Source organism: Lampropedia hyalina DSM 16112 (assembly GCF_900129055.1).
Classification (GTDB): domain Bacteria; phylum Pseudomonadota; class Gammaproteobacteria; order Burkholderiales; family Burkholderiaceae_C; genus Lampropedia; species Lampropedia hyalina.
Map to the genome: position 1 here is coordinate 35421 of NZ_FQUZ01000008.1, position 20875 is coordinate 56295.

A 20875-nucleotide genomic window follows, 5' to 3' on the forward strand; every position below is an offset into this window, starting at 1 on the left:
GGGGAGGTCGGCCCGGGCGTTTTGACAGGTTTTCCCATCATGATGAAATTCCCCTCTCTGGCTTCGCGTCCCGATGCGCAGCCCTTTGCCATCGCTGCATGGCACTCTGCCGCTCCTGCCCATTCCACCTTGCGTCCGCTGGCTCTGGCCTCGGCCCTTGCACTGTGTGCGGGCCTTGCCGGTCAGGCACAGGCGCAACAGGGCCAGCAGCCGACGGCCCAGGTTCTGGAAGAAGTCGTCGTCACTGCCACCCGCACCGAGCAGCCGTTGTCCGATCTGGTGGCCGATGTCTCCATCATCGACCGCGACACCATCGAGAAAAGCGGAGCCACCGGCGTGGCCGATGTGCTGGCCCGTTTGCCGGGCATAGAGCTGGCCCGCGATGGCGGCGTTGGCACCAGCACCAGCGTGTACATCCGTGGTGCGGAGGCGCGCTATACCGCCGTGTTCATCGACGGCGTGCGGCTGGATTCGCAATCCACCGGAGGCGCGACCTGGGAAAGCATTCCGCTGGCATTGATCGATCGCATCGAAGTCGTGCGCGGTGCGGCTGCCGCAGTCTATGGCTCCGATGCCGTGGCCGGTGTGATACAGATTTTCACCCGCAAGGGCGAGGCCGGCATTCATCCCTATGTGTCTGTGGGGCTGGGCAACCAGGGCACGCGCGATGTCAGCGCAGGCATCAGCGGAGCGCAGGGGCTGTGGGACTACGCCGTCAGTGCCGCGTATGAGGAAAGCGACGGATTCAACGTCCTGAACAACCCGAACGCCTGGGGCTACAACCCCGACAAGGACGGCTATGACCGCCGTTCGTTCCAGGCACGGCTGGGCTTGCAGGTGCATCGGCAGCACCGTCTGGAAGGAAGCTGGCTGGGCAGCCGCCTCGATTCCGGCTACGACAGCAGTGCCACTGAGGATGATCGCAACAAGCACCGGATGCAGGCCCTGAACCTGGGGCTGCACTCCGAATGGAGCGAGCGGTATCGAACCCGCCTGAGCGTGGGCGACTCCCGCTCCCGCTACGAAACCACGCCCAGCGTCTATCTGACCGAAACGAATGTGCGCAGCTACCTGTTCCACAACGAATACCGGGTGGGCATCCACCAGTTCACCGCTGCACTGGAACGCCGCGAAGACCAGTTGGAAAACACCCCGATCGACCGTGACCACCACCAGAACGCACTGGCACTGGGCTATGGCCTGAGGGCTGGTGCGCATACCCTGCAGGCCAATGTACGCCGCGATGACGACAGCGAATTTGGCGGCAAGAGCACCGGCAGCCTGGCCTATGCTTTCGCATTCACGCCGCAATGGCGAGCCAGTGCCTCGGTGGGCACGGCATTCCGTGCCCCGACCCTGTACCAGCGATTCAGCGATTCAGGCAATGCCAGCCTGAAGCCCGAAACCAGCCGCAACGTGGAACTGGGATTGCGCTGGGCACAAGGCTCCAGCAGCCTGGGAGTGACCGCCTACCAGAACCGCGTGAAGAACCAGATCACCTACGTTTCCGGTGCCGGTGGCTGTGCCTCCAGTTGGGGATGCTACGAGAACCTTGACAAGGCACGCTACAAGGGCGTGACACTGGAGGGCACACTGTATGCCGCAGGTGTGCAATGGCGTGGTTCGATGGACTTCCAGAAGCCAGAGAACCAGACCACGGGGCTTTTGCTGGCCCGCCGTGCCAAACGCCATGCCACATTCGGGGCCGATGCCCACTTGGCGGGCTGGGACCTGGGGGCCGAAGTGCAGGCATCTGGTCGCCGCTGGAGTGATCCTGCCAACACCCAACTGCTGGGCGGCTATACCCTGTTCAATCTCTACGCCAGCCGCAACCTCGGGCATGACCTGAGCCTGACCGCACGGGTGGACAACGTGGGCGACAAGAACTACGAGTTCGCACGCAACTACGCCACCGCAGGCCGCACCTTCCATGTGGGCCTGAAATGGGCACCCCAGTGAGCCTTGGTGTGATCCAGCAGCACATGCGATTGTCATGCACGAGTTGATTCTCGGCGGCCAGAAAAGCGGCAAGTCGCGCCGGGCGGAAAGCCTGGCGCAGCAGTGGTTGCAGCAGTCGCCCAGCCATCGGGCACTGCTGCTGGCCACTGCGCAGGCGCACGATGCGCAAATGCAGCAGCGCATCGACCGCCACCGTGTGCAGCGGCAGCAGAGTGTGCCGGGGCTGCAAACGCTGGAAGAGCCGCTGGCACTGGCCGACGCGATTGCGCGGCACAGCAACCCACAGACCCTGCTGGTGGTCGATTGCCTCACGCTCTGGCTCACCAACTGGCTGATGCCCGCACAGCCACTGGGCGGCGACGGTGAGGGGGATAATGCCGGTGCCTTCGCTCGCCAGCAACAGCAGTTGCTGGATGCACTGGCGCAGGCGCGGGGTGAAGTGGTGCTGGTCAGCAACGAAATCGGCTGGGGCGTGATTCCGCTGGGAGAAGCCGTGCGCGATTTCGTCGATCAGCTCGGCAGCCTGAACCAGCAGATCGCCCAGGCTTGCAGCCGCGTTACCCTGATGGCTGCGGGCCTGCCGCTGGTGCTGAAGAATGAAAGTGAGTACTGAATGTCAAAATTAAGCGTCGATCAGAAAACAATCTATTCTTTATTGTCTGATAAAAAAATCAGTTTTTTGATTCCAGATTATCAGCGTCCTTATGCTTGGGATGAAGAACAGTGCCAGACGCTTTGGGATGATATTTTTTTGTTTTCATTTCCCAATAATAATTATGAGGCTTTTGATGAGAATGAAGAATATTTTTTGGGATCGATTGTTACCTATAAAAACCAAGATGGGAAGTCGGAGGTCATCGACGGCCAGCAACGTTTGACCACGTTGCTGCTGATTCTGCGGGCTTTCTATGATAAGTTTTCTAATATGCAGGATCAGAATTCCAAGCTGACCAGGGAGCGCATCGAACAGTGTATCTGGAAGACCGATACTTTTGGAGCGGCCGATAAGTCCATGCTGAAGATCAATTCGGAAGTGGCTACGGACGATGACAAGCAAGAGTTTCTTGATTTATTGAAAACGGGGCAAGCGAAGCCGGATAGCAAAAGCCGTTATGTCAATAATTATAGATTTATCCAGAAGAAAATTGATGAATTTTTACATGGATTTGCCAGTTACTTTCCTTACCTGCCGGCGAGAATACTGGGGAATTGCATTATTTTGCCCATCGAGGCGGAATCACAGGATACTGCGCTGCGCATTTTTTCGACATTGAACGATCGCGGCCTTCCATTGTCAGATGCGGATATATTCAAGGCCCAGTTTTATAAGTATTATGGAGATTTGGGAGAAAAGAAGGATTTTATTGAGAGATGGAAAGAGCTGGAGGAGGTGGCTCGCCTGACTTTTCCATCTGGCAATGCCAGCCCGATGGATGAATTGTTTGCTCGCTATATGTATTTCTTGCGTGCGAAGGAAGGCAATAGAAGTACGACAACAGAGGCATTGAGAAAATTTTATGAGCGTGATAAATATAAATATTTAAAGCAGCCTGGTGCGATGGATGTTCTGAAAGCATTGGCATTGTTCTGGAAAAGTGTACGTCACCAGGATAAGGACAGGTTTTCTGATGATGTGCGGAAAAGGCTTTTTGTATTGAATTATGCGCCCAATGGAATGTGGCAAAATATCACCTCTGTATATTTTTTGCAAAACAGAAAAGAATCGGATCTGCTGGATGATGGTGCATTTGTTGAATTTTTGAATAAAATAACGGCTTTTATTTTTGCTTACGCGATTTTCAGCCCTGGAGTCAATGCACTGCGAAATCCTGTTTATGATGAAATGGTCAATATTGTGAATGGTGTTGAAGTTGGATTTTCAAAATATAAATTCAATGAATTTCAGTTGCGTTCGTCTTTTGAAAATTATCAGTTCAGTAATCAAAGAAATGTTACCCGCTCCATGCTGACATGGTATGCCTATACCTTTCCAGAGCAGCAGCTCCTTGCTGTGGATGAGGTTTTTAATATAGAGCATATTTATGCCAAGAAGCGACAGGAAGTCGAGGGTGGTTTGCAGAATGATGCCAGTCTGGAGCTGTTGGGTAATAAGGTGCTGCTGGAGGAAAGTATCAACATTCGGGCATCGGATTACCGGTTTGTGGATAAAAAGAATATATATTGCGGAAAGCAGCGTCGAGGAAAAAACAAGGATGCCAGTAAAATATTTGAAATAAATAAAATTGCGAATTATGATGTTTTCAATGAAGACGAAATTGTTGGGCGAAATAAATTGATTTTCGATGGTTTTTTCAGTTTCTTGCGCAATGAGAAATTGCTGGTCATTTCGGAATGATATGTTCGGTCAATCAGCCCTTTTGTCCATGAAAACGCGCGCCGCGCAGACCTTCCCCAGGCTGACCATCGCTGGCCTGGCCGTTGCCCTGTGGCTGGGGGCATCCGGCCTATCGTCTGCACATGCTGCCGACGCAGCGGTGGAGGCCGCAGAGCCTGCCGCATCCACTGTCACCATTGAGGATGCGCGTGGCCGTTCCGTGACCTTGTCGCAGCCGCCCCAACGCATCGTGAGCCTGTTGCCATCGCTGACGGAAAGCGTCTGCGCACTGGGGGCGTGTGAGCGACTGGTGGGCGTGGATCGCTATTCCCGCTACCCGGAGACAGTGGCACAACTGCCGGAGGTGGGCGGCGGGATAGACCCCAACATCGAGGCGATTGCGCGTCTGCGCCCGGATGTGGTGCTGGCGGCCACTTCGTCCCGCGCGGCCTTCCGGCTGGAGTCGCTGGGCATAGCGGTGGTCGCGCTGGAGCCGCAGACCGAGGCCGATGTGCAGCATGTGCTGGGGGTGCTGGCGCGGTTGCTGCAATTGCCGGATGCGCGGGCCGAACAGGTCTGGCGCGACATCGACGCGGGCGTGAACGCGGCGGCACAGGCCATGCCCGCTTCCATGCGGGGAGCGCGTGTGTATTTCGAGGTCAGCAGCGGCCCGTTCGCGGCGGGCGAGGCATCGTTCATTGGCCAGATGTTGCAGCGGTTGGGGCTGGGCAATATCGTGGCGGCAGACATGGGGCCGTTTCCCAAGCTGAACCCGGAATTCGTGTTGCGCGCCGACCCCGATCTCATCATGGTGGGCGATCGCAGCATGCAGGCCAGCCCCAGCTACCCCGGCTGGCAGAACATGCGCGCCATCCGGCAGGGGCGGGTGTGCCGGTTCAATGATGCGCAGGCCGATATTCTGGTGCGCCCCGGCCCGCGCATGGCCGAGGCCGCACAGTTGATGTTGCGCTGTGCGCAGGACAAGGCCAGCGCACCATGATGCCGGGCGGATTGCCGCTGCGTGCACGGCAGTTGCTGGTCGCGTTGCTGGGGCTGGCCGTGCTGGTGGTGTTGTTGGGCATGGCCGTGGGCAGCGGCGGACTGGAGAGCCTGGCGCAGATTCGTGGCGACCCGCTGGCCATGCAGGTGGTGCGCGCTATTCGCCTGCCCCGCACCTTGGGCGCACTGCTGGCCGGCGCACTGCTGGGGCTGGCCGGTTGCGTGGCGCAGGGGCTGTTTCGCAATCCGCTGGCCGACCCTTATCTGCTGGGCAGTTCATCGGGCGCGGCATTGGGCGTGGCACTGGCGTTTGTCTTCATGGGCGGAACCTCGTCGGCCTTTCCGTGGCTGGGGCAGATGGGGATCACCGGTGCGGCCTTTCTGGGGGCAATGCTGGCGGTGCTGCTCACCCTGCTGCTGGCCCGAGGGGTGAGCGGGAGCGTGCGCCTGCTGCTGGCCGGGGTGATCGTGGGTGTGGTGCTGGGAGCCTTTAGCCATATTCTGCAACTGCTCAACCCGTCGATTCTGCAAGGCCTGCTGTCGTTCTCGATGGGTACGACGGGGTTTGTCGATTGGTATTCCTGTGCCCTGATGGCGGTCAGCCTGCTGCTGTGCCTTGCGGTGGCGTGGAGTCTGGCGCGGGTGCTCGATGGCCTGGTGCTGGGCGAGGCCACGGCGCGTACCCTGGGCTTGCCGCTGGGGGTGATGCAGGCGGCTCTGGTGGCGGTGATGGCACTGGCCACAGGGGCGGCAGTGGCGCAGACGGGCCTGCTGGCCTTCGTGGGGCTGGCCGCGCCGCATCTGGTGCGCAGCATCGTCAAGCTGCGCCACCAGTGGCTGCTGTTGCTCTCCAGCCTGATGGGGGCGGTGCTGCTGGGGCTGGCCGATCTGCTGGCGCGGGGCCTGCTGGCTCCGCAGGAGTTGCCGGTGGGCGTGCTGACCGCGCTGCTGGGCGGCGGCTATCTGCTGTGGCTGATGCACCGCAGTCCGACCTTCCGTGCCGGCAGGGGTGGCACATGAACGCCGCACAGACTGCCGCCGCCTTCCAGACGCGGCAACTTGGTCTGCTGCTGGGCGCACGGACGGTGCTGCACGGGCTGGATTTGCGCATTCCCGCCGGACGCTGGAGTGCCATTGTCGGCCCGAATGGCGCGGGAAAATCCAGCCTGCTGAAGCTGCTGGCCGGGCTGCTGCCGGGGCAGGGCGATGTGGCCTTGCTGGGAAAGCCCCTGCATACCTACAGCAGCCGCGAGCGTGCCAGAACACTCGCCTGGCTGGGGCAGAACGAAGGCACGCTGGACGAACTGACCGTGTACGACGTGGTGATGCTGGGGCGTATGCCGCACCAGGGCTGGCTGGGTGCGGCCAGTGCCCATGACCATGCGGTGGTGACAGAAATGCTGCACCGCACCGAGACATGGGATTACCGCCAGCGCAGCCTGGGCGAAATTTCCGGCGGCGAACGCCAGCGTGTGCTGCTGGCACGGGTGCTGGCGGTGCAGGCCCCGGTCATCCTGATGGACGAGCCGCTGGCCAATCTGGACCCACCGCACCAGACGCAATGGCTGCTGGATGTTCGCGCTTTGGTGCGACAGGGCGTGAGCGTGGTCAGCGTGCTGCACGAATTGCCGGTGGCCTTGCATGCCGACGAACTCATCGTGATGCAGCAGGGCCGCATCGTCCACCAGGGAGCCAGCGGCGATGCGAGCTGCCACCGCGCGCTGGAGCAGGTGTTCCAGCAGCGCATCCGCATCTGCCGGGTTGGTACGCAGTGGACGGCGATTCCTGCACTGGAGGGCTGAAGAATCCTTGGGAGGGGTCTGCGAAGCCCGCTCCAGGCTGTCAGAATACCACCCATGTTTTCTTTCGTTCTCAAACGCCTGTTCACCCTGGGGCTGGGCCTGCTGGGGGTTTCGCTGCTGGTGATGCTGGTGCTGGAGGTGCTGCCCGGCAATGCCGCACAGGTGATGCTGGGGCCGGATGCCGACCCGGACGCGGTGCTGGCCCTGCAAGCGCAACTGGGGCTGGATGTGCCCTGGCCCTGGCGTTACGCGCAGTGGCTGCAAGGCTTGGCGGTGGGCGATCTGGGCATCAGCCACGCCTACGATGCCCCCGTGGCCGATCTGCTGCTCGAGCGGCTGGCATTGACCATTCCGCTGGCCTTGCTGGCCATGCTGCTGACTGTGGTGCTGGCCCTGGCCGTGGGGGTGTTTGCCGCCCTGCGCCACAACCGCATGGGCGACGTGGCGGCCATGGGTGTGGCGCAACTGGGCATGGCCGTGCCCAATTTCTGGTTTGCCATTGTGCTGGTACTGGTGTTTTCCGTGCAGTTGCAGTGGTTTTCGGCGGGCGGTTTTCCGGGCTGGAGTGCCGAAATGGGCGGCGGCTTCTGGCCTGCATGGCGGGCACTGGTGTTGCCCGCCGTCGCGCTGGCTGTGGTGCAGGCGGCGATTCTGGCGCGCATCACCCGCTCGGCCGTGCTCGACGAGATGCGCCAGGACTATGTGCGCACAGCCTTGAGCAAGGGCCTGTCGCGCCGCGCGGTGGTCTATCGCCATGTGCTGCGCAATGCCCTGGTGCCAGTGGTGACGGTGGCGGGTTTGCAGTTCGCCAACCTGCTGGCCGGGGCCATCGTGGTGGAAAACGTGTTTTACCTGCCGGGGCTGGGGCGGCTGATTTTTCAGGCGATTGCCAACCGCGATACCGTGGTCATCCGCAATGCCGTGCTGCTGCTGGCGGTGATGGTGATGGTGGTGAACTTTGTGGTGGATCTGCTCTATGCGTGGATCGACCCGCGCGTCAAGGCGATATGAAGGTGCAGACCATTTCCCATTTTTCTGGAAGCCGTTTCCTGTTTTGACTGATCGATTTCTTTCTTCTTCCGATCTGCCTGTGGCCCTGCCGGTGCGCCGTGGCTTCTGGCAGCGGGCCTGGCGCAGTCGCAGTCTGGTGCTGGGTGCCCTGCTCACGCTGACGGTGCTGGCCGTGGCGGTGCTGGCCTGGTTCTGGACTCCGCATCCTCCTGCACAGATGGACGTTCTGCGCAAACTCCAGCCGCCCGGTGCGTCGCACTGGCTGGGCACGGACGTGTATGGGCACGATGTTGCCTCGCAATTGATGGTCGGGGCGCAAAGCTCCATTCTGGTCGGGCTGATTGCGGTGGGCATCGGCTTGCTGGGCGGGGTCACACTGGGCCTGCTGGCGGCCACCTGCAAGGGCTGGGTGGATGAGCTGGTGATGCGTCTGGCCGATGTCGCATTCGCGTTTCCGGCATTGCTGCTGGCCATTCTGTTCACTGCGGTGTATGGCTCGGGCGTGGGCGTGTCGATGCTGGCCATCGGCATGGCGGGCATCCCGGTGTTCGCCCGCATCAGCCGCGCATCGGCACAGGTGCTGTGGACACGCGAGTTCGTGCTGGCCGCGCGCGCCTGTGGCAAGGGACGCTGGCGCATCACCCGCGACCACATACTGCCGAATCTGGCCCCGCTGCTGCTGGTGCAGGCCACCGTGCAGTTCGCCATAGCCATTCTGGCCGAAGCGGCCCTGTCCTATTTGGGGCTGGGCACACAGTACCCCACGCCATCCTGGGGGCGAATGCTCAGCGAAGCACAGTCGCTGATGTTCCAGGCCCCGCTGCTGGCCGTGTATCCGGGTGTGGCCATTGCCCTGTCGGTACTCGGACTGAACCTGCTGGGCGACGGCCTGCGGGATGTGCTCGACCCGCGTGGTTGATGGGTGGCGCAACGTCGCCTATGCGGTAGGCCGGGCAACTTTGCCCGCTTGCCAGAGCCGATAGCCCGTGGCGCGCAATTCACAGGCTGGGCAGGAGCCGCAGCCATAGCCCCAGTCGTGCAGGGTATCGCGCTGGCCCAGATAGCAGGTGTGTGACTGGGTGCGCAGCAGTTCCACCAGGCCCGTGCCGCCGAGTGCGTGCGCGAGTGCCCAGGTCTGTGCCTTGTCGCGCCACATCAGCGGCGTTTCCAGTCGCAATGGGCGGTCGATGCCCAGGCTCAGGGCCACCTGCAAGGCCTTGAGGGTGTTGTCGCGGCAGTCCGGGTAGCCGGAATAGTCGGTTTCCGACATGCCGCCCACCAGCACCGTCAGATCGCGCCGGTAGGCCATTGCTGCCGCCAGCGTGAAGAACAGCAGATTTCGCCCCGGCACAAAGGTGTTGGGCAGACCATCAGCCTGCATCTGGATGGCAATGTCGTCCGTCATGGCCGTGCTGCCGACGGCGGCCAGCACCTCCACCGGCAACACATGGTCTGCGCCCAGACGCTCGGCCCAGGCCGGTTGCAATGCCAGCATGCCTTCGCGCAGGCGGTGACGGCATTCCAGTTCCACCCGGTGCCGCTGGCCGTAGTCAAAACCCAGCGTTTCCACATGGGCATAGCGGTGCAAGGCCCAGGCCAGGCAGGTGGCAGAATCCTGCCCGCCGGAAAACAGCACCAGCGTGCGCGGCGCACGACAGGGGGAGGGCGACATGGCGATCTCCCTCAGGCAGTGCGGGCGGCGGTGGCCGGTGCTTTCATGTAGCGGATGACGGCGGCCAGCAGCGCGCCATACAGCGGCACGAACAGCAGCAGGCTCACGCCCAGCTTGATGGCGTAATCCACCAGTGCGATTTCCACCCAGTGCTCCGCCATGAACGGGTTGCTGCTGCGCCAGAAGGCAATCGAGAAAAACGCCGCAGTGTCCAGGGCCTGCCCCACGACCGAGGAGGCCGCCGGGGCAACCCACCACTGCACATGCTGGCGGCGCATGCGGTCAAACACCTGCACGTCCAGCAACTGCCCCAGCGCGTAGGCGGCAAAGCTGGCAAAGGCAATGCGGAACACAAAACTGTTGAAGCTGGCCAGGGATTCAAGCCCCCGGAAGGCCCCTTCCTGAAACAGCACCGACACCACATACGAGGCCACCAGCGCAGGCAGCATGGTGCGGGTGATGACGCGCCGCGCCTGCTCCTTGCCAATCAGCCGCACCGTCAGGTCGGTGGCCAGGAAAATGAATGGGAAACTGAACGCGCCCCAGGTGCTGTGCAGCCCGAACAGATCGATGGGCAGTTGCACCAGGTAATTGCTGGCCATGATGATGGCAATGTGAAAGGCCACCAGCAGGCCCAGATAGAACGAAACCCGCGACGGCGGGGCAGACACGCTGTGCATGACAATCCTTTTTGGTGAATGGGGGCGAGGGAACCCATGTGGACGAAGAAACGGAACGCGATTGTACGCTGCGAATCGCATTGCACAGCAGCAGATAATTGATTTACAATTGCCGGTTTTGCACGCCACGACGATTTCCAGTTGTGGCGCAAGTCATCAACGGGCACCATGCCCATAAGGAAAAAAATGATCGCATCATCCATCAAGGCCGAAGTCATCAAGGACAACGCCCGCGCTGCCAACGACACCGGCAGCCCCGAAGTGCAAGTGGCCTTGCTGACCGCCCGCATCAATGAGCTGACCCCCCACTTCAAGCAACACGCCAAGGATCACCACGGTCGCCGTGGCCTGCTGCGCTTGGTGAGCCGTCGCCGCAAGCTGCTCGACTATCTGAAGAAAAAAGATGCCGAGCGTTATACTGCGCTGATTGCCAAGCTGGGTCTGCGCAAGTAATTGCCGCTTTTGCATGAACGCCTGGGTTTGCTTTTCCGCGCTCAGGCGTTTTGTTTTTTCCGGGGCTGATACAGAGCGAAGCTGTGTCATTCCGGCACCGATCTGCCATAGGGGCGGGCGGTGCCGGAATGGCATCGTGTTCTGAGGCAGTTCCATCCATTGCAGGCAGAGGCCCTGGGCATTCTGCCTGCGTCTGCATCGAGAGGAATCCATGTCCATTTTCAACAAAGTCGTCAAAGAATTTCAATGGGGTGAGCACAAGGTCGTGCTGGAGACGGGTGAAATCGCCCGCCAGGCCAGTGGCTCCGTGCTGGTCAATATCGAGGACACCGTCGTGCTGGCCACGGTGGTTGCCAGCAAGGAAGCCAAGCCCGGCCAGGACTTCTTCCCGCTGACCGTCGATTACATCGAGAAGGCCTATGCTGCGGGCAAGATTCCCGGCAGCTTCTTCAAGCGCGAAGCCAAGCCCAGCGAACTGGAAACCCTCACCAGCCGCCTGATCGACCGCCCGATCCGCCCGCTGTTCCCCGAAGGCTTCTACAACGAAGTGCATGTGGTGGTGCATACCATCTCCCTGAACCCCGAAGTGGATGCCGACATCGCCGCGCTGGTGGGCGTGAGTGCCGCGCTGGCTATTTCCGGCATTCCGTTCAACGGCCCGATTGGTGCGGCGCGCGTGGGCTACGTCAATGGCCAGTATGTGCTCAACCCCGGCAAGACTGTGCGCAAGAACAGCAAGCTGGACCTGGTGGTGGCCGGTACGGAAACCGCCGTGCTGATGGTCGAATCCGAAGCCGATCAGCTCAGCGAAGACATCATGCTGGGTGCGGTGGTGTTCGGCCACGATCAGGGCAAGGTCGCCATCGAGGCCATCCACGAACTGGTGCGCGACGCTGGCAAACCCGTCTGGGACTGGCAAGCCGCTGAAAAAGATCAGGACTTTGTCGCCAGGATCAAGGAACTGGGCGACGCAGAACTGCGCGCCGCCTACCAGATTCGCTCCAAGCAGGCCCGCACCCAGGCCACCCGCGCCGTCTATGCCAAGGTCAAGCAAGGGCTGGCAGAGCAGGGTGTGGAGTTCGACCCCATCAAGGTGGACAACGAACTGTTCGACATCGAGGCCGCCATCGTGCGGGGCCAGATTCTGGCGGGCGAGCCTCGCATCGACGGCCGCGACACCCGCACCGTGCGCCCGATTGAAATCCGCAACGGCGTGCTGCCCCGCACCCACGGTTCCTCCCTCTTTACCCGTGGCGAAACCCAGGCACTGGTGCTGACCACGCTGGGAACCGAGCGCGATGCCCAGCGCATTGACGCGCTGGCAGGCGAGTACGAAGAACGCTTCATGTTGCACTACAACATGCCTCCCTTCGCAACGGGTGAAGTGGGACGCATGGGCTCCACCAAACGCCGCGAAATCGGCCACGGTCGTCTGGCCAAGCGCGCTCTCGAAGCCGTGCTGCCTTCGCGCGACGAATTCCCCTACGTCATGCGCGTGGTCTCGGAAATCACCGAATCCAACGGCTCGTCCTCGATGGCTTCCGTCTGCGGCGGCTGCCTGTCACTGATGGATGCCGGCGTGCCGCTGAAGGCACATGTGGCCGGCATTGCCATGGGCCTTATCAAGGAAGACAACCGCTTTGCCGTGCTGACCGACATCCTCGGCGATGAAGACCACCTGGGCGACATGGACTTCAAGGTGGCCGGAACCACCACCGGCATCACCGCCTTGCAGATGGACATCAAGATTCAGGGCATCACCCGCGAAATCATGCAGGTCGCACTGGCCCAGGCACAGGAAGCACGTCTGCACATTCTCGGCAAGATGCAGGAATCGCTGGGCGAGGCCAAGACCGAAGTCTCCAACTTCGCGCCCAAGCTCTACACCATCAAGATCAACCCCGAGAAAATCCGTGACCTGATCGGCAAGGGTGGTGCCACCATCCGCCAGCTCACCGAGGAAACCGGCACACAGATCGACATTGCCGAAGATGGCACCGTCACCGTCGCCGCCGTCGATACCGCTAAGGCCGACGAAGCCAAACGCCGCATCGAGGAAATCACAGCCGAAGCCGAAGTCGGCAAGGTCTATGAAGGCCCGGTGGTCAAGCTGCTGGACTTTGGCGCGCTGGTCAATATCCTGCCCGGCAAGGATGGCCTGCTGCACATCAGCCAGATCGCCCACGAGCGCGTCGAAAAAGTCAGCGACTATCTGCAAGAAGGCCAGGTCATCCAGGTCAAGGTGCTGGAAACCGACGAAAAAGGCCGCATCAAGCTCTCGCGCAAGGCACTGCTGGAGCGTCCCGACAACGGTGATCGCGCTCCCCGTGGCGACCGTAGGCCACAGCGGCAGGCTGAAGTGGCCGAACAGGCCGAGGGTGGGTATGTGACCGACAACCAGCCAGGCGAAAGCGAAGCCGCAGTGGAGCCGCAGCCCCAGTCCGGGCAATGACACCCCACGCACCGGCCAAGGCCACACACCAACAGGAGAACATGACATGGCACGCAAGCTGATTGTGGGCAACTGGAAGATGAACGGATCACGGCAAGCCAATCAGGCCTTGCTGGAGGGACTGCGGGCCGGTTGGGCAGAACTGCCCACCGCATCGGCTGCCGATGCGGTGGCCGTCGCAGTGGCTCCTCCTGCCGTGTATCTGGAACAGGTGGGTGGCCTGCTGGATGCGTCGGAAATTGCACTGGCCGCACAGGACGTGGCAGTTGCCGATACCGGTGCCTACACCGGGGACATTTCTGCCCCGATGTTGCGGGAGCTGAAGGTGCGCTATGCCATCGTCGGACATTCCGAGCGGCGCAAATACCAGGGCGAAACCGATGCCATCGTGGCAGAAAAAGCCGCAGCGGCACTGCGCCACGGCCTGACACCGATTGTCTGCGTCGGCGAAACGCTGCAAGAGCGCGATGCCGGTCAGGCACTTGCGATCGTGCAGGCACAATTGCAGGCCGTGCTGGCGCACAATGCGGCACAGCTTGCCGATCTGGTGGTGGCCTATGAACCCGTCTGGGCGATCGGAACCGGCAGAACGGCCACGCCCGAACAGGCACAGGAAGTCCACGCGGCACTGCGGGTTCTGTTGCAGGAAGCGGGCGTTGCGCATGTGCCTGTACTGTACGGTGGCAGCATGAATGCGGCCAATGCCGCAGAGCTGCTGGCCCAGCCCGATATCGATGGTGGCCTGATTGGCGGAGCGGCACTCAAGGCTGCGGATTTTCTGGCCATCATTGCCGCCGCCCGGCGGCTGGCCTGAGGGATTTGGCTGTTTGCCCGAATGAACCCGCAGTACCGTGCAGCATCAGCAGGAATGCGGGAAAATCAGGGCAGGTGGTAAATACAATCAATTAGAGGAAGAAAACGATGTTGATCAACATTGTGGTGGCCATTCAGATTCTGGCTGCCTTGGTCATGGCCGGTTTGGTCTTGGTGCAGCACGGCAAAGGGGCTGACATGGGGGCGGCATTCGGCAGCGGAAGCTCCGGCAGCCTGTTTGGAGCGAGTGGCAGTGCCAACTTCCTCTCGCGCATGACGGCAGTTGCCGCCACCGTGTTCTTTGCCAGCACACTTTCATTGGCATTCCTGGCCAGCGAAGGCATCCGGCAACCCGCCACAGGGGGCAGCAGCGTGCTGGAAAGTGCCGTGCCGTTTGCTCCGGCAGTGCCGGAAAGTGGTGCAGTTTCGGCCATTCCCGGTATTGGCGATGTACCGCCTGCTCCAGTGCCTGCCGTGCCCGAAGCCAGCGCGCCGTCTTCTGATGCGCTGACAGCACCTGAGGATGGCACCGCTGTACCCCCAGCCGATCTAACTGAGGCGGCCCCAACGGTAGAGAATGCAGTTCAGGGCAGTGATGCGAACCCTCCTGCATCGGATGCTGTCGAAACAGAGTCGGTGGATAGTCGGCAATCCGGTGAAATTCCGGGCTCTGGTTCCTGAAGAAGAATGCCCGCAGACAAGGTTCGTTATGCTGGATTCAATCCGGCATAACGTATCGTTTGGATAATCAAGAAGATCGAGAGGGCTTCAAGTACGTGAAAGTGCGATTGCGCAGGCGATCTGCATCGGCATCACTGCTGTGTCTCTCACAAAGCCTGGCTTGATGAGGACCTGAATCTGTACAATCGTGCAGATTCACAGGTCATTTTTTTGTGTGTAGGCATGCAGACAATAAAAAAGGCCAAAACAAGAAGTTTTTGGCCTTTTTTTGCGATTCTGGAGCGGGAAACCGGGTTCGAACCGGCGACCTCAACCTTGGCAAGGTTGCGCTCTACCAACTGAGCTATTCCCGCATTTGTTGAATTGGTGTTTGCATCAACAAGACCAGCATTATGGCAGAAAATTTTTCTCTTTTGGAGAAAATGAAGTTGTTTTTTCTATTTTGTGCAGGCATGTCCTGGAGACTTGTTTCTGGCGCGGCCATGCGCAACGGGAATCGGTGACACAATACCGCCATGGCACGTCCCCGTTTTCTTCCCGACAATTTCACGCTGACGCTGATTGCGACGGTTTTGCTGGCCACGTTTCTGCCGGTGCATGGTGCAGGGGCTGTGGCGTTTTCATGGGTCACGCATCTGGCGATTGGTCTGCTGTTCTTCATGCACGGGGCGAAGCTGTCGCCCCAGCAGATCGTGGCGGGCATGGGGCACTGGCGGCTGCATGTGTTGGTGTTTGCCTGTACGTTCGCCCTGTTTCCGCTGCTGGGTTGGCTGGCGCGACCGTGGCTTGCATCCATTTTGGGGCAGGAACTGGCATTGGGCATGTTGTATCTGTGTGCCTTGCCTGCCACGGTGCAGTCGGCGATTGCCTTCACTTCGCTGGCACGGGGCAATATTCCGGCGGCGATTTGCAGTGCGGCAGCTTCCAGCTTGCTGGGGATTTTCATCACACCGTTTCTGGTACTGTGGCTGATGGGAGTGCAGGGCGAGACATCCACGCTGGAGGCCATTCAGAAGATCGTGTTGCAATTGCTGGTGCCATTTGTAGCCGGGCAGTTGGCGCGTCGCTGGATTGGCGGCTGGGTCAATCGCAACAAGGGCTGGCTGAAGAATGTGGATCAGACTTCCATTTTGCTGGTGGTGTACACGGCGTTCAGTCAGGCGGTGTCCGAAGGGCTGTGGCGCAATGTTCCGGTGGGCCATTTGCTGGCCTTGGTGCTGGTGTGTTCGCTGTTGCTGGTGGTGGTGCTGGGGATGGTGTGGTGGTTGGGCAAGTTGTGGGGTTTCCCGCTGGAAGACCGCATTACCATTCTGTTCTGTGGCTCGAAGAAGAGTCTGGCCACGGGTGTGCCGATGGCACAGGTGCTGTTTGCCGGGGGAGCCATTGGGGTGATGATTCTGCCGATCATGGTGTTCCACCAGATTCAGTTGATGGTCTGTGCTGTGCTGGCACAGCGTTTCGCCCAGCGGCCCGAAGAAACACAGACTTGAATTTCTCCGCCTGCACCCCGAACTGTATTTCCGTACCTTTTTCTCTGTTTTGATGAATTGCCATGCCCAACCCGTTGCTGAATATTACCGATCTTCCCGCCTTTGACCAGATTCGCGCCGAACACATTGGCCCGGCCATCGACGCTTTGCTGAGCGAGGCTGCCACGGCACTGGAGACGGTGACGCAGCCCGATTTCCCCGCCAGTTGGGAGGAAACCACCCAGGTGCTGGATGTGGCCACCGAGCGTTTCGGCAAGGCCTGGGGCGTGGTGGGGCATTTGAGCGGAGTGGCCGACAGCCCGGAAATCCGCGCCGCCTACAACGAGGCCCTGCCCAAGGTAACGGAGTTCTTTACCCGTCTGGGGGCCGATGAGCGTTTGTATGCCAAGTACAAGGCGATTGATCCGGTGACGCTGAATGCGGAGCAAAAGCGTGCCCACGCGCTGGCCTTGCGTGGTTTTGTGCTTTCGGGTGCGGAGCTTCAGGGGCAGGCGCGTGAGCGTTTTGCGCAGATTCAGGAGCGGCTGGCGGCCTTGCAGCAGAAGTTCAGCGAGAACGTGCTCGATGCCACCGATACCTATGCCTATTTCGCCAGTGCGGATGAGGTGCAAGGCTTGCCCGATGATGTATTGCAGGCCACTGCGCAGGCTGCCCATGCCGATGGCAAGCCGGGGCAATACAAGCTGTCGCTGAAGATGCCGGTGTATCTGCCGGTGCTGCAATATGCCGAGAACCGTGCCTTGCGTGAGCGGCTGTTCCATGCGAATGCGATTCGGGCCTCCGATCTGGCCCCACAAGAGCAGCAGGCTTTCGACAATACGGCGGTGATTGCCGAGATTCTGGCCCTGCGCCGCGAGGAAGCACTACTGCTGGGCTTCCAGAATTACGCTGAACTGTCGCTGGCCCCGAAGATGGCCGATTCGCCCGAGCAGGTGGTGGCGTTCCTGCACGATCTGGCCCAACGTGCCCGCCTCTATGCCGAAAAGGATGTGGCCGATCTGCGCAGCTTTGCCAAGGACGAACTGGGGCTGGATGATCCCCAGCCCTGGGACTGGACGTTCGTCTCCGAGAAGCTCAAGCAGGCACGCTACAGCTTCAGCGATCAGGAGGTGAAACGCTACTTCCCCGCACCCAAGGTGTTGCAGGGCTTGTTCGACATCATCGAGCAGTTGTTTGATGTGGCGATTCGTGCGGATGAAGGTGCCGTCTGGAACCCCGCCGTGACGCTGTACCGGCTGGAGCGGCAAGGGCAACTGGTGGGGCAGTTCTACCTGGATCAGCCCGCGCGTGCAGGCAAGCGTGGCGGGGCCTGGATGGACGATATGCGCGGCCGCTGGCTGCGCCCCGACACCCGCCAGTTGCAGACACCGGTCGCATATCTGGTCTGCAACTTTGCCGAAGGCACGGCCGAGCAGCCTGCCTTGCTGACCCACGATGACGTGACCACACTGTTCCATGAATTCGGCCACGGCCTGCACCACCTGCTCACCCAGGTGAACGAGCGCGATGTCTCGGGCATCAGCGGTGTGGAATGGGATGCGGTGGAACTGCCCAGCCAGTTCATGGAGAATTTCTGCTGGGAGTGGCCGGTGTTGCAGAACATGACGGCGCACACCGAAACCGGCGAGCCACTGCCGCGTGCCCTCTACGACAAGATGCTGGCAGCCAAAAATTTCCAGAGTGGCATGCAGACCCTGCGTCAGGTGGAGTTCGCCCTGTTCGACATGCTGCTGCACATGGCCGAACAACCCGACGCACTGCAAGTGCTGCGCACCGTGCGCGAGGAGGTATCGGTACTGCCTGCCGCACCCTACAGCCGCACTCCCCATGCCTTCAGCCATATTTTTGCCGGAGGCTATGCGGCTGGTTACTACAGCTACAAATGGGCGGAAGTGCTCAGTGCCGATGTTTATGCGGCCTTCGAGGAGGAGGCACTGCCCGATGGCACGGCGTCACCAGCCACCGGTCAACGCTATCTGCACAGCATTCTGGAAGCGGGCGGCAGCCGTCCGGCACTGGAGTCGTTCAAGGCATTCCGGGGGCGTGAGCCACAGATTGATGCCCTGTTGCGGCACCAGGGCATGGCGGCCTGAACATAGGCCGATTTTCTGCACCATTGGTTGCGATCCAGGCCATGCACGCTTTTCAGATGACCACTTCGCTGCTGGGGCTGGGTCTGGCGGTGCTGATCGTATGGCTGATCCGCCGCGATGACCTGTACATCCGCCATGCCCTGTTCTGGCTGTTCGTGGCCGTGCTGGCAGCGGTGCTGGGGCTGTGGCCCGGCAGCATCGACTGGATGGGCGATCTGGTGGGCATCCGTTACTCGCCTGCGCTGATCTTGTTGTGTGCGGTGCTGGTGCTGTTCGTCAAGACCTTGCATGCCGACGTGGTGAATACACGGCTGGAGATGGAGTTGCGGCACCTGAAGCAGTCGGTGGCCTTGCTGGAGGCCGAGCGTGCGGGGCTGCGTGTGGGGGCACAGGATGGCGTTGTGCAAGAGTCGGGGCAAGGGCTTTCGGCCGACGATGCCAGCAATGACACACCCAAGGCCTCGGGTTCAGCCTGACCGCGAATCATCGGATGGGCGGCCACGCCATGTGGCCAGATACATCACGGCGGCTTCCAGCAGAAAATGGCTGCGGCGCAACAGATGCACGGCCTTCGGTGCGGCAGTGGCGGGTGGGCGGTCCAGTGAGGGCAAACGGATGGTTTGGGTACGCAGACCGGCCTGGCGCATCAGCACCGGAATGCCCAGTTCCGGTACATCCAGCATCGATGCAGGGGCATGGAGCAGTTGCACCATGGCAGCACGGTGGCACAGTTGCAGGCTGTGGGCAAGATGGGTGTGAGGGCACAGTCCGGTGAGCCGCTGAATCCAGCGCACAGTCACTCTGGGCCGGTGCGGAGCCTGGTGGGCGGGCACTCCCACCAGCCAGTCCACTTCGTCGTGGCTGGCGGCAATCAGTTGTTCCAGCGCAGTGGGCAACGATGCCCGGTTGGATGCGCAGGCCAGTGTCCCTGCAGGCAGTTGCAGGCACTGGCGATAGCCGCCGCGCAATGCCCACCGAACCCCGGTTTGAATGGTGTGCAGGGCGTCGCCCTCGCCGGGCAGGTGAATCACGACCATGCCTGCCTGTGCAGCCTGTCGCTTCAGCAGGGCCTGGAATGCCGGTGCATTGCCCACCTCGTTTACCAGTACCACATCGCCCCATTGCTGGAGTGTGCGCAGCCACTCGAGTGCCTTGTGCAGCGCGTTTGCTTCCAGTGGATGGTGCAGGGGAACGACCAGCAGGCGTTGCTGCGATGCCTGGCGGTTTTCGGGCAGCATGGCGCGGTACAGGGAGTGCACTTGCAGACTGCTGGAGTCGATGGAGAACAAGCGTCGTGCTGCCTGTTGGCCAGCCAGCCCGAGTGTGTGCCGCAGCTTGGGGTGTTGCTGCAAGTGTTGCAAGCCCATCCGCCATGCCTGAATGTCCCCCAGTGGAATGCACAGCCCTGCGCCCGACTGGCGAATCAGCCAGGGCATGCCCGAGCCTGGCAGGTCGGATACCACGCAGGGTTTGCCGAATTGCATGGCTTCCACCAGTGCCAGCCCGAAGGCTTCGGTGCGCTCCAGCGAGGCCAGAGCGAATACCTCGCAACTTTCCAGCAAGGCAAACTTTTGTGCTTCGGTCACATTCCCCAGCAGTTGCACGGGCGCGGCGGGGCCAGTGTGGGGCTGCAATTCGTCGATCAGGGTTTGCAGACGTGGTTGCAGATCGCCGCCGCCGACAATCAGCAACTGCACCTGCTCCATGCCGCACACAGCACGAATCAGAGTCTCGAAACCTTTGTAATAGGTCAGACGGCCAATCGACAGCACACGCAAATGGCCTGTCTTCCAGGGCAGGGGGGGCGTGGCTGCCGGGTTGTCGATGGTTTCGGGGGTGTGCTCGTCAGGCTCATGCAGCCCCAGGGGAATGGCGACACATTTGTCACGCCATGGGCGCAGCGTGGCACTCGCTTGCAGGTAGGGGGGGGAGGTGGCGATCACATAGCGTGCCTGCGCCAGAATGCCGGTCTCGAATGGCCGGTAGAGCCGATAGGCCAGGGCGAGGGTGCGTTGCTGGTCTGATACCACCACATCGGAATGCCAGTGCACCACCCACGGTACGCGCCGCGCCGCTGGAATCAGCAGCAGCCAGAACACCGCGACATTGGGCATGTGCAGGTGCAGCACGTCCGGCCTGAAGCTTCGGAGGTGGCGCACGATGGCCCACGGAAAGCCCAGCGCAATCGGCGTGAAGATCATGTGAATCTGCACCTTCAGGCGGGTCAGCCAGGGAGGGTCTTCCGGCAGCGGCGTGCCATGCACCAGGGCGCGGGCATCCATGCCGCTGGCGCGTTGCTGCCGCAACAGATCGGCCAGGTAGGTTTCCATGCCGCCTCGATAGGGCGGGTGGAACTTGCCGATGTGCAGAATGCGGTGCGGGGTGCTGGCCGCACGATGGGGGGGCAGACGCTGCATGCCGTGGTTGCCGTAGCG

General features: G+C 61.1%; 17 protein-coding genes, 1 tRNA gene and 1 pseudogene. 15 read left to right on the top strand and 4 right to left on the bottom strand.

Features of this window, described 5'->3' with window-relative positions; all coding sequences use genetic code 11:
• Window positions 1-42 precede the first annotated feature (42 nt).
• The 8 genes from BUE21_RS04705 (at window position 43) to BUE21_RS04740 (ending at window position 9025) form a co-directional block, all read left to right on the top strand.
• Window positions 43-1959: a TonB-dependent receptor domain-containing protein gene (locus BUE21_RS04705; RefSeq protein WP_073355354.1), complete on the top strand. Its 1917-nt coding sequence runs from the start codon at window positions 43-45 to the stop codon at window positions 1957-1959.
• 34 nt (window positions 1960-1993) lie between these two features.
• A complete protein-coding gene (gene cobU, locus BUE21_RS04710) occupies window positions 1994-2572 on the top strand; it encodes a bifunctional adenosylcobinamide kinase/adenosylcobinamide-phosphate guanylyltransferase (protein ID WP_073355191.1) in 579 nt (192 codons plus the stop codon).
• A complete protein-coding gene (locus BUE21_RS04715; protein WP_073355193.1) occupies window positions 2573-4315 on the top strand; it encodes a DUF262 domain-containing protein in 1743 nt (580 codons plus the stop codon). It begins immediately after the preceding gene.
• 28 nt (window positions 4316-4343) lie between these two features.
• Window positions 4344-5294 carry an ABC transporter substrate-binding protein gene (locus tag BUE21_RS04720; RefSeq protein ID WP_073355195.1) on the top strand — a complete coding sequence of 317 codons (951 nt, stop codon included), beginning with the start codon at window positions 4344-4346 and terminating at the stop codon, window positions 5292-5294.
• Window positions 5291-6313: a FecCD family ABC transporter permease gene (locus BUE21_RS04725; protein ID WP_084522857.1), complete on the top strand. Its 1023-nt coding sequence runs from the start codon at window positions 5291-5293 to the stop codon at window positions 6311-6313. The genes BUE21_RS04720 and BUE21_RS04725 overlap by 4 nt, the downstream gene beginning before the upstream one ends.
• On the top strand, window positions 6310-7095 hold the full coding sequence (locus BUE21_RS04730; protein WP_073355197.1) for an ABC transporter ATP-binding protein: 786 nt from the start codon (window positions 6310-6312) through the stop codon (window positions 7093-7095). Before BUE21_RS04725 ends, BUE21_RS04730 begins: the two co-directional genes overlap by 4 nt.
• A 54-nt stretch (window positions 7096-7149) precedes the next feature.
• Window positions 7150-8106: an ABC transporter permease gene (locus tag BUE21_RS04735; RefSeq protein WP_073355200.1), complete on the top strand. Its 957-nt coding sequence runs from the start codon at window positions 7150-7152 to the stop codon at window positions 8104-8106.
• 73 nt (window positions 8107-8179) lie between these two features.
• Complete coding sequence (locus BUE21_RS04740; RefSeq protein WP_073355359.1) at window positions 8180-9025, top strand: ABC transporter permease; 846 nt, start codon at window positions 8180-8182, stop codon at window positions 9023-9025.
• Between the two features lie 18 nt (window positions 9026-9043).
• Here BUE21_RS04740 and queC read toward each other — a convergent pair whose 3' ends face one another.
• Complete coding sequence (gene queC, locus BUE21_RS04745; protein WP_073355202.1) at window positions 9044-9778, bottom strand: 7-cyano-7-deazaguanine synthase QueC; 735 nt, start codon at window positions 9776-9778, stop codon at window positions 9044-9046.
• An 11-nt stretch (window positions 9779-9789) separates the two neighbouring features.
• Window positions 9790-10458, bottom strand: coding sequence for a 7-cyano-7-deazaguanine/7-aminomethyl-7-deazaguanine transporter (locus BUE21_RS04750; protein ID WP_073355205.1), 669 nt, complete (start codon window positions 10456-10458; stop codon window positions 9790-9792).
• Window positions 10459-10644: 186 nt separating this feature from the next.
• Here BUE21_RS04750 and rpsO point away from each other — a divergent pair, with 186 nt between their 5' ends.
• The 4 genes and pseudogenes from rpsO to secG form a co-directional block, all read left to right on the top strand.
• Window positions 10645-10911 (top strand): 30S ribosomal protein S15, encoded by a 267-nt coding sequence (rpsO, locus tag BUE21_RS04755; protein ID WP_073355207.1) that lies wholly within the window; start codon window positions 10645-10647, stop codon window positions 10909-10911.
• Window positions 10912-11122: 211 nt separating this feature from the next.
• Entirely contained in the window at window positions 11123-13363 is a 2241-nt protein-coding gene (gene pnp, locus BUE21_RS04760) for a polyribonucleotide nucleotidyltransferase (protein ID WP_084522861.1), read from the top strand.
• Between the two features lie 46 nt (window positions 13364-13409).
• Window positions 13410-14177: a triose-phosphate isomerase gene (tpiA, locus tag BUE21_RS04765; RefSeq protein ID WP_073355209.1), complete on the top strand. Its 768-nt coding sequence runs from the start codon at window positions 13410-13412 to the stop codon at window positions 14175-14177.
• Between the two features lie 107 nt (window positions 14178-14284).
• A pseudogene (secG, locus tag BUE21_RS14915) lies at window positions 14285-14668 on the top strand (preprotein translocase subunit SecG); the annotation flags it as partial.
• Window positions 14669-15134: 466 nt separating this feature from the next.
• On the opposite strand, the gene BUE21_RS04775 reads toward secG, so the two are convergent.
• Window positions 15135-15210 (bottom strand) — tRNA-Gly (locus BUE21_RS04775).
• Window positions 15211-15372: 162 nt separating this feature from the next.
• On the opposite strand from BUE21_RS04775, the gene BUE21_RS04780 reads away from it, so the two are divergent.
• From BUE21_RS04780 to BUE21_RS04790, 3 genes are all read left to right on the top strand, one after another.
• A complete protein-coding gene (locus tag BUE21_RS04780; RefSeq protein WP_073355214.1) occupies window positions 15373-16347 on the top strand; it encodes a bile acid:sodium symporter family protein in 975 nt (324 codons plus the stop codon).
• A gap of 62 nt (window positions 16348-16409) precedes the next feature.
• Window positions 16410-18440, top strand: a complete 2031-nt coding sequence (locus tag BUE21_RS04785; RefSeq protein ID WP_073355215.1) for a M3 family metallopeptidase — start codon at window positions 16410-16412, stop codon at window positions 18438-18440.
• A 56-nt stretch (window positions 18441-18496) separates the two neighbouring features.
• Window positions 18497-18916 (top strand): DUF2304 domain-containing protein, encoded by a 420-nt coding sequence (locus tag BUE21_RS04790; RefSeq protein ID WP_327068388.1) that lies wholly within the window; start codon window positions 18497-18499, stop codon window positions 18914-18916.
• Here BUE21_RS04790 and BUE21_RS04795 read toward each other — a convergent pair.
• Window positions 18908-20857 (bottom strand): glycosyltransferase, encoded by a 1950-nt coding sequence (locus BUE21_RS04795; RefSeq protein ID WP_073355220.1) that lies wholly within the window; start codon window positions 20855-20857, stop codon window positions 18908-18910. The two genes, BUE21_RS04790 and BUE21_RS04795, sit on opposite strands and share 9 nt — an antisense overlap.
• Between the last annotated feature and the right edge of the window lie 18 nt (window positions 20858-20875).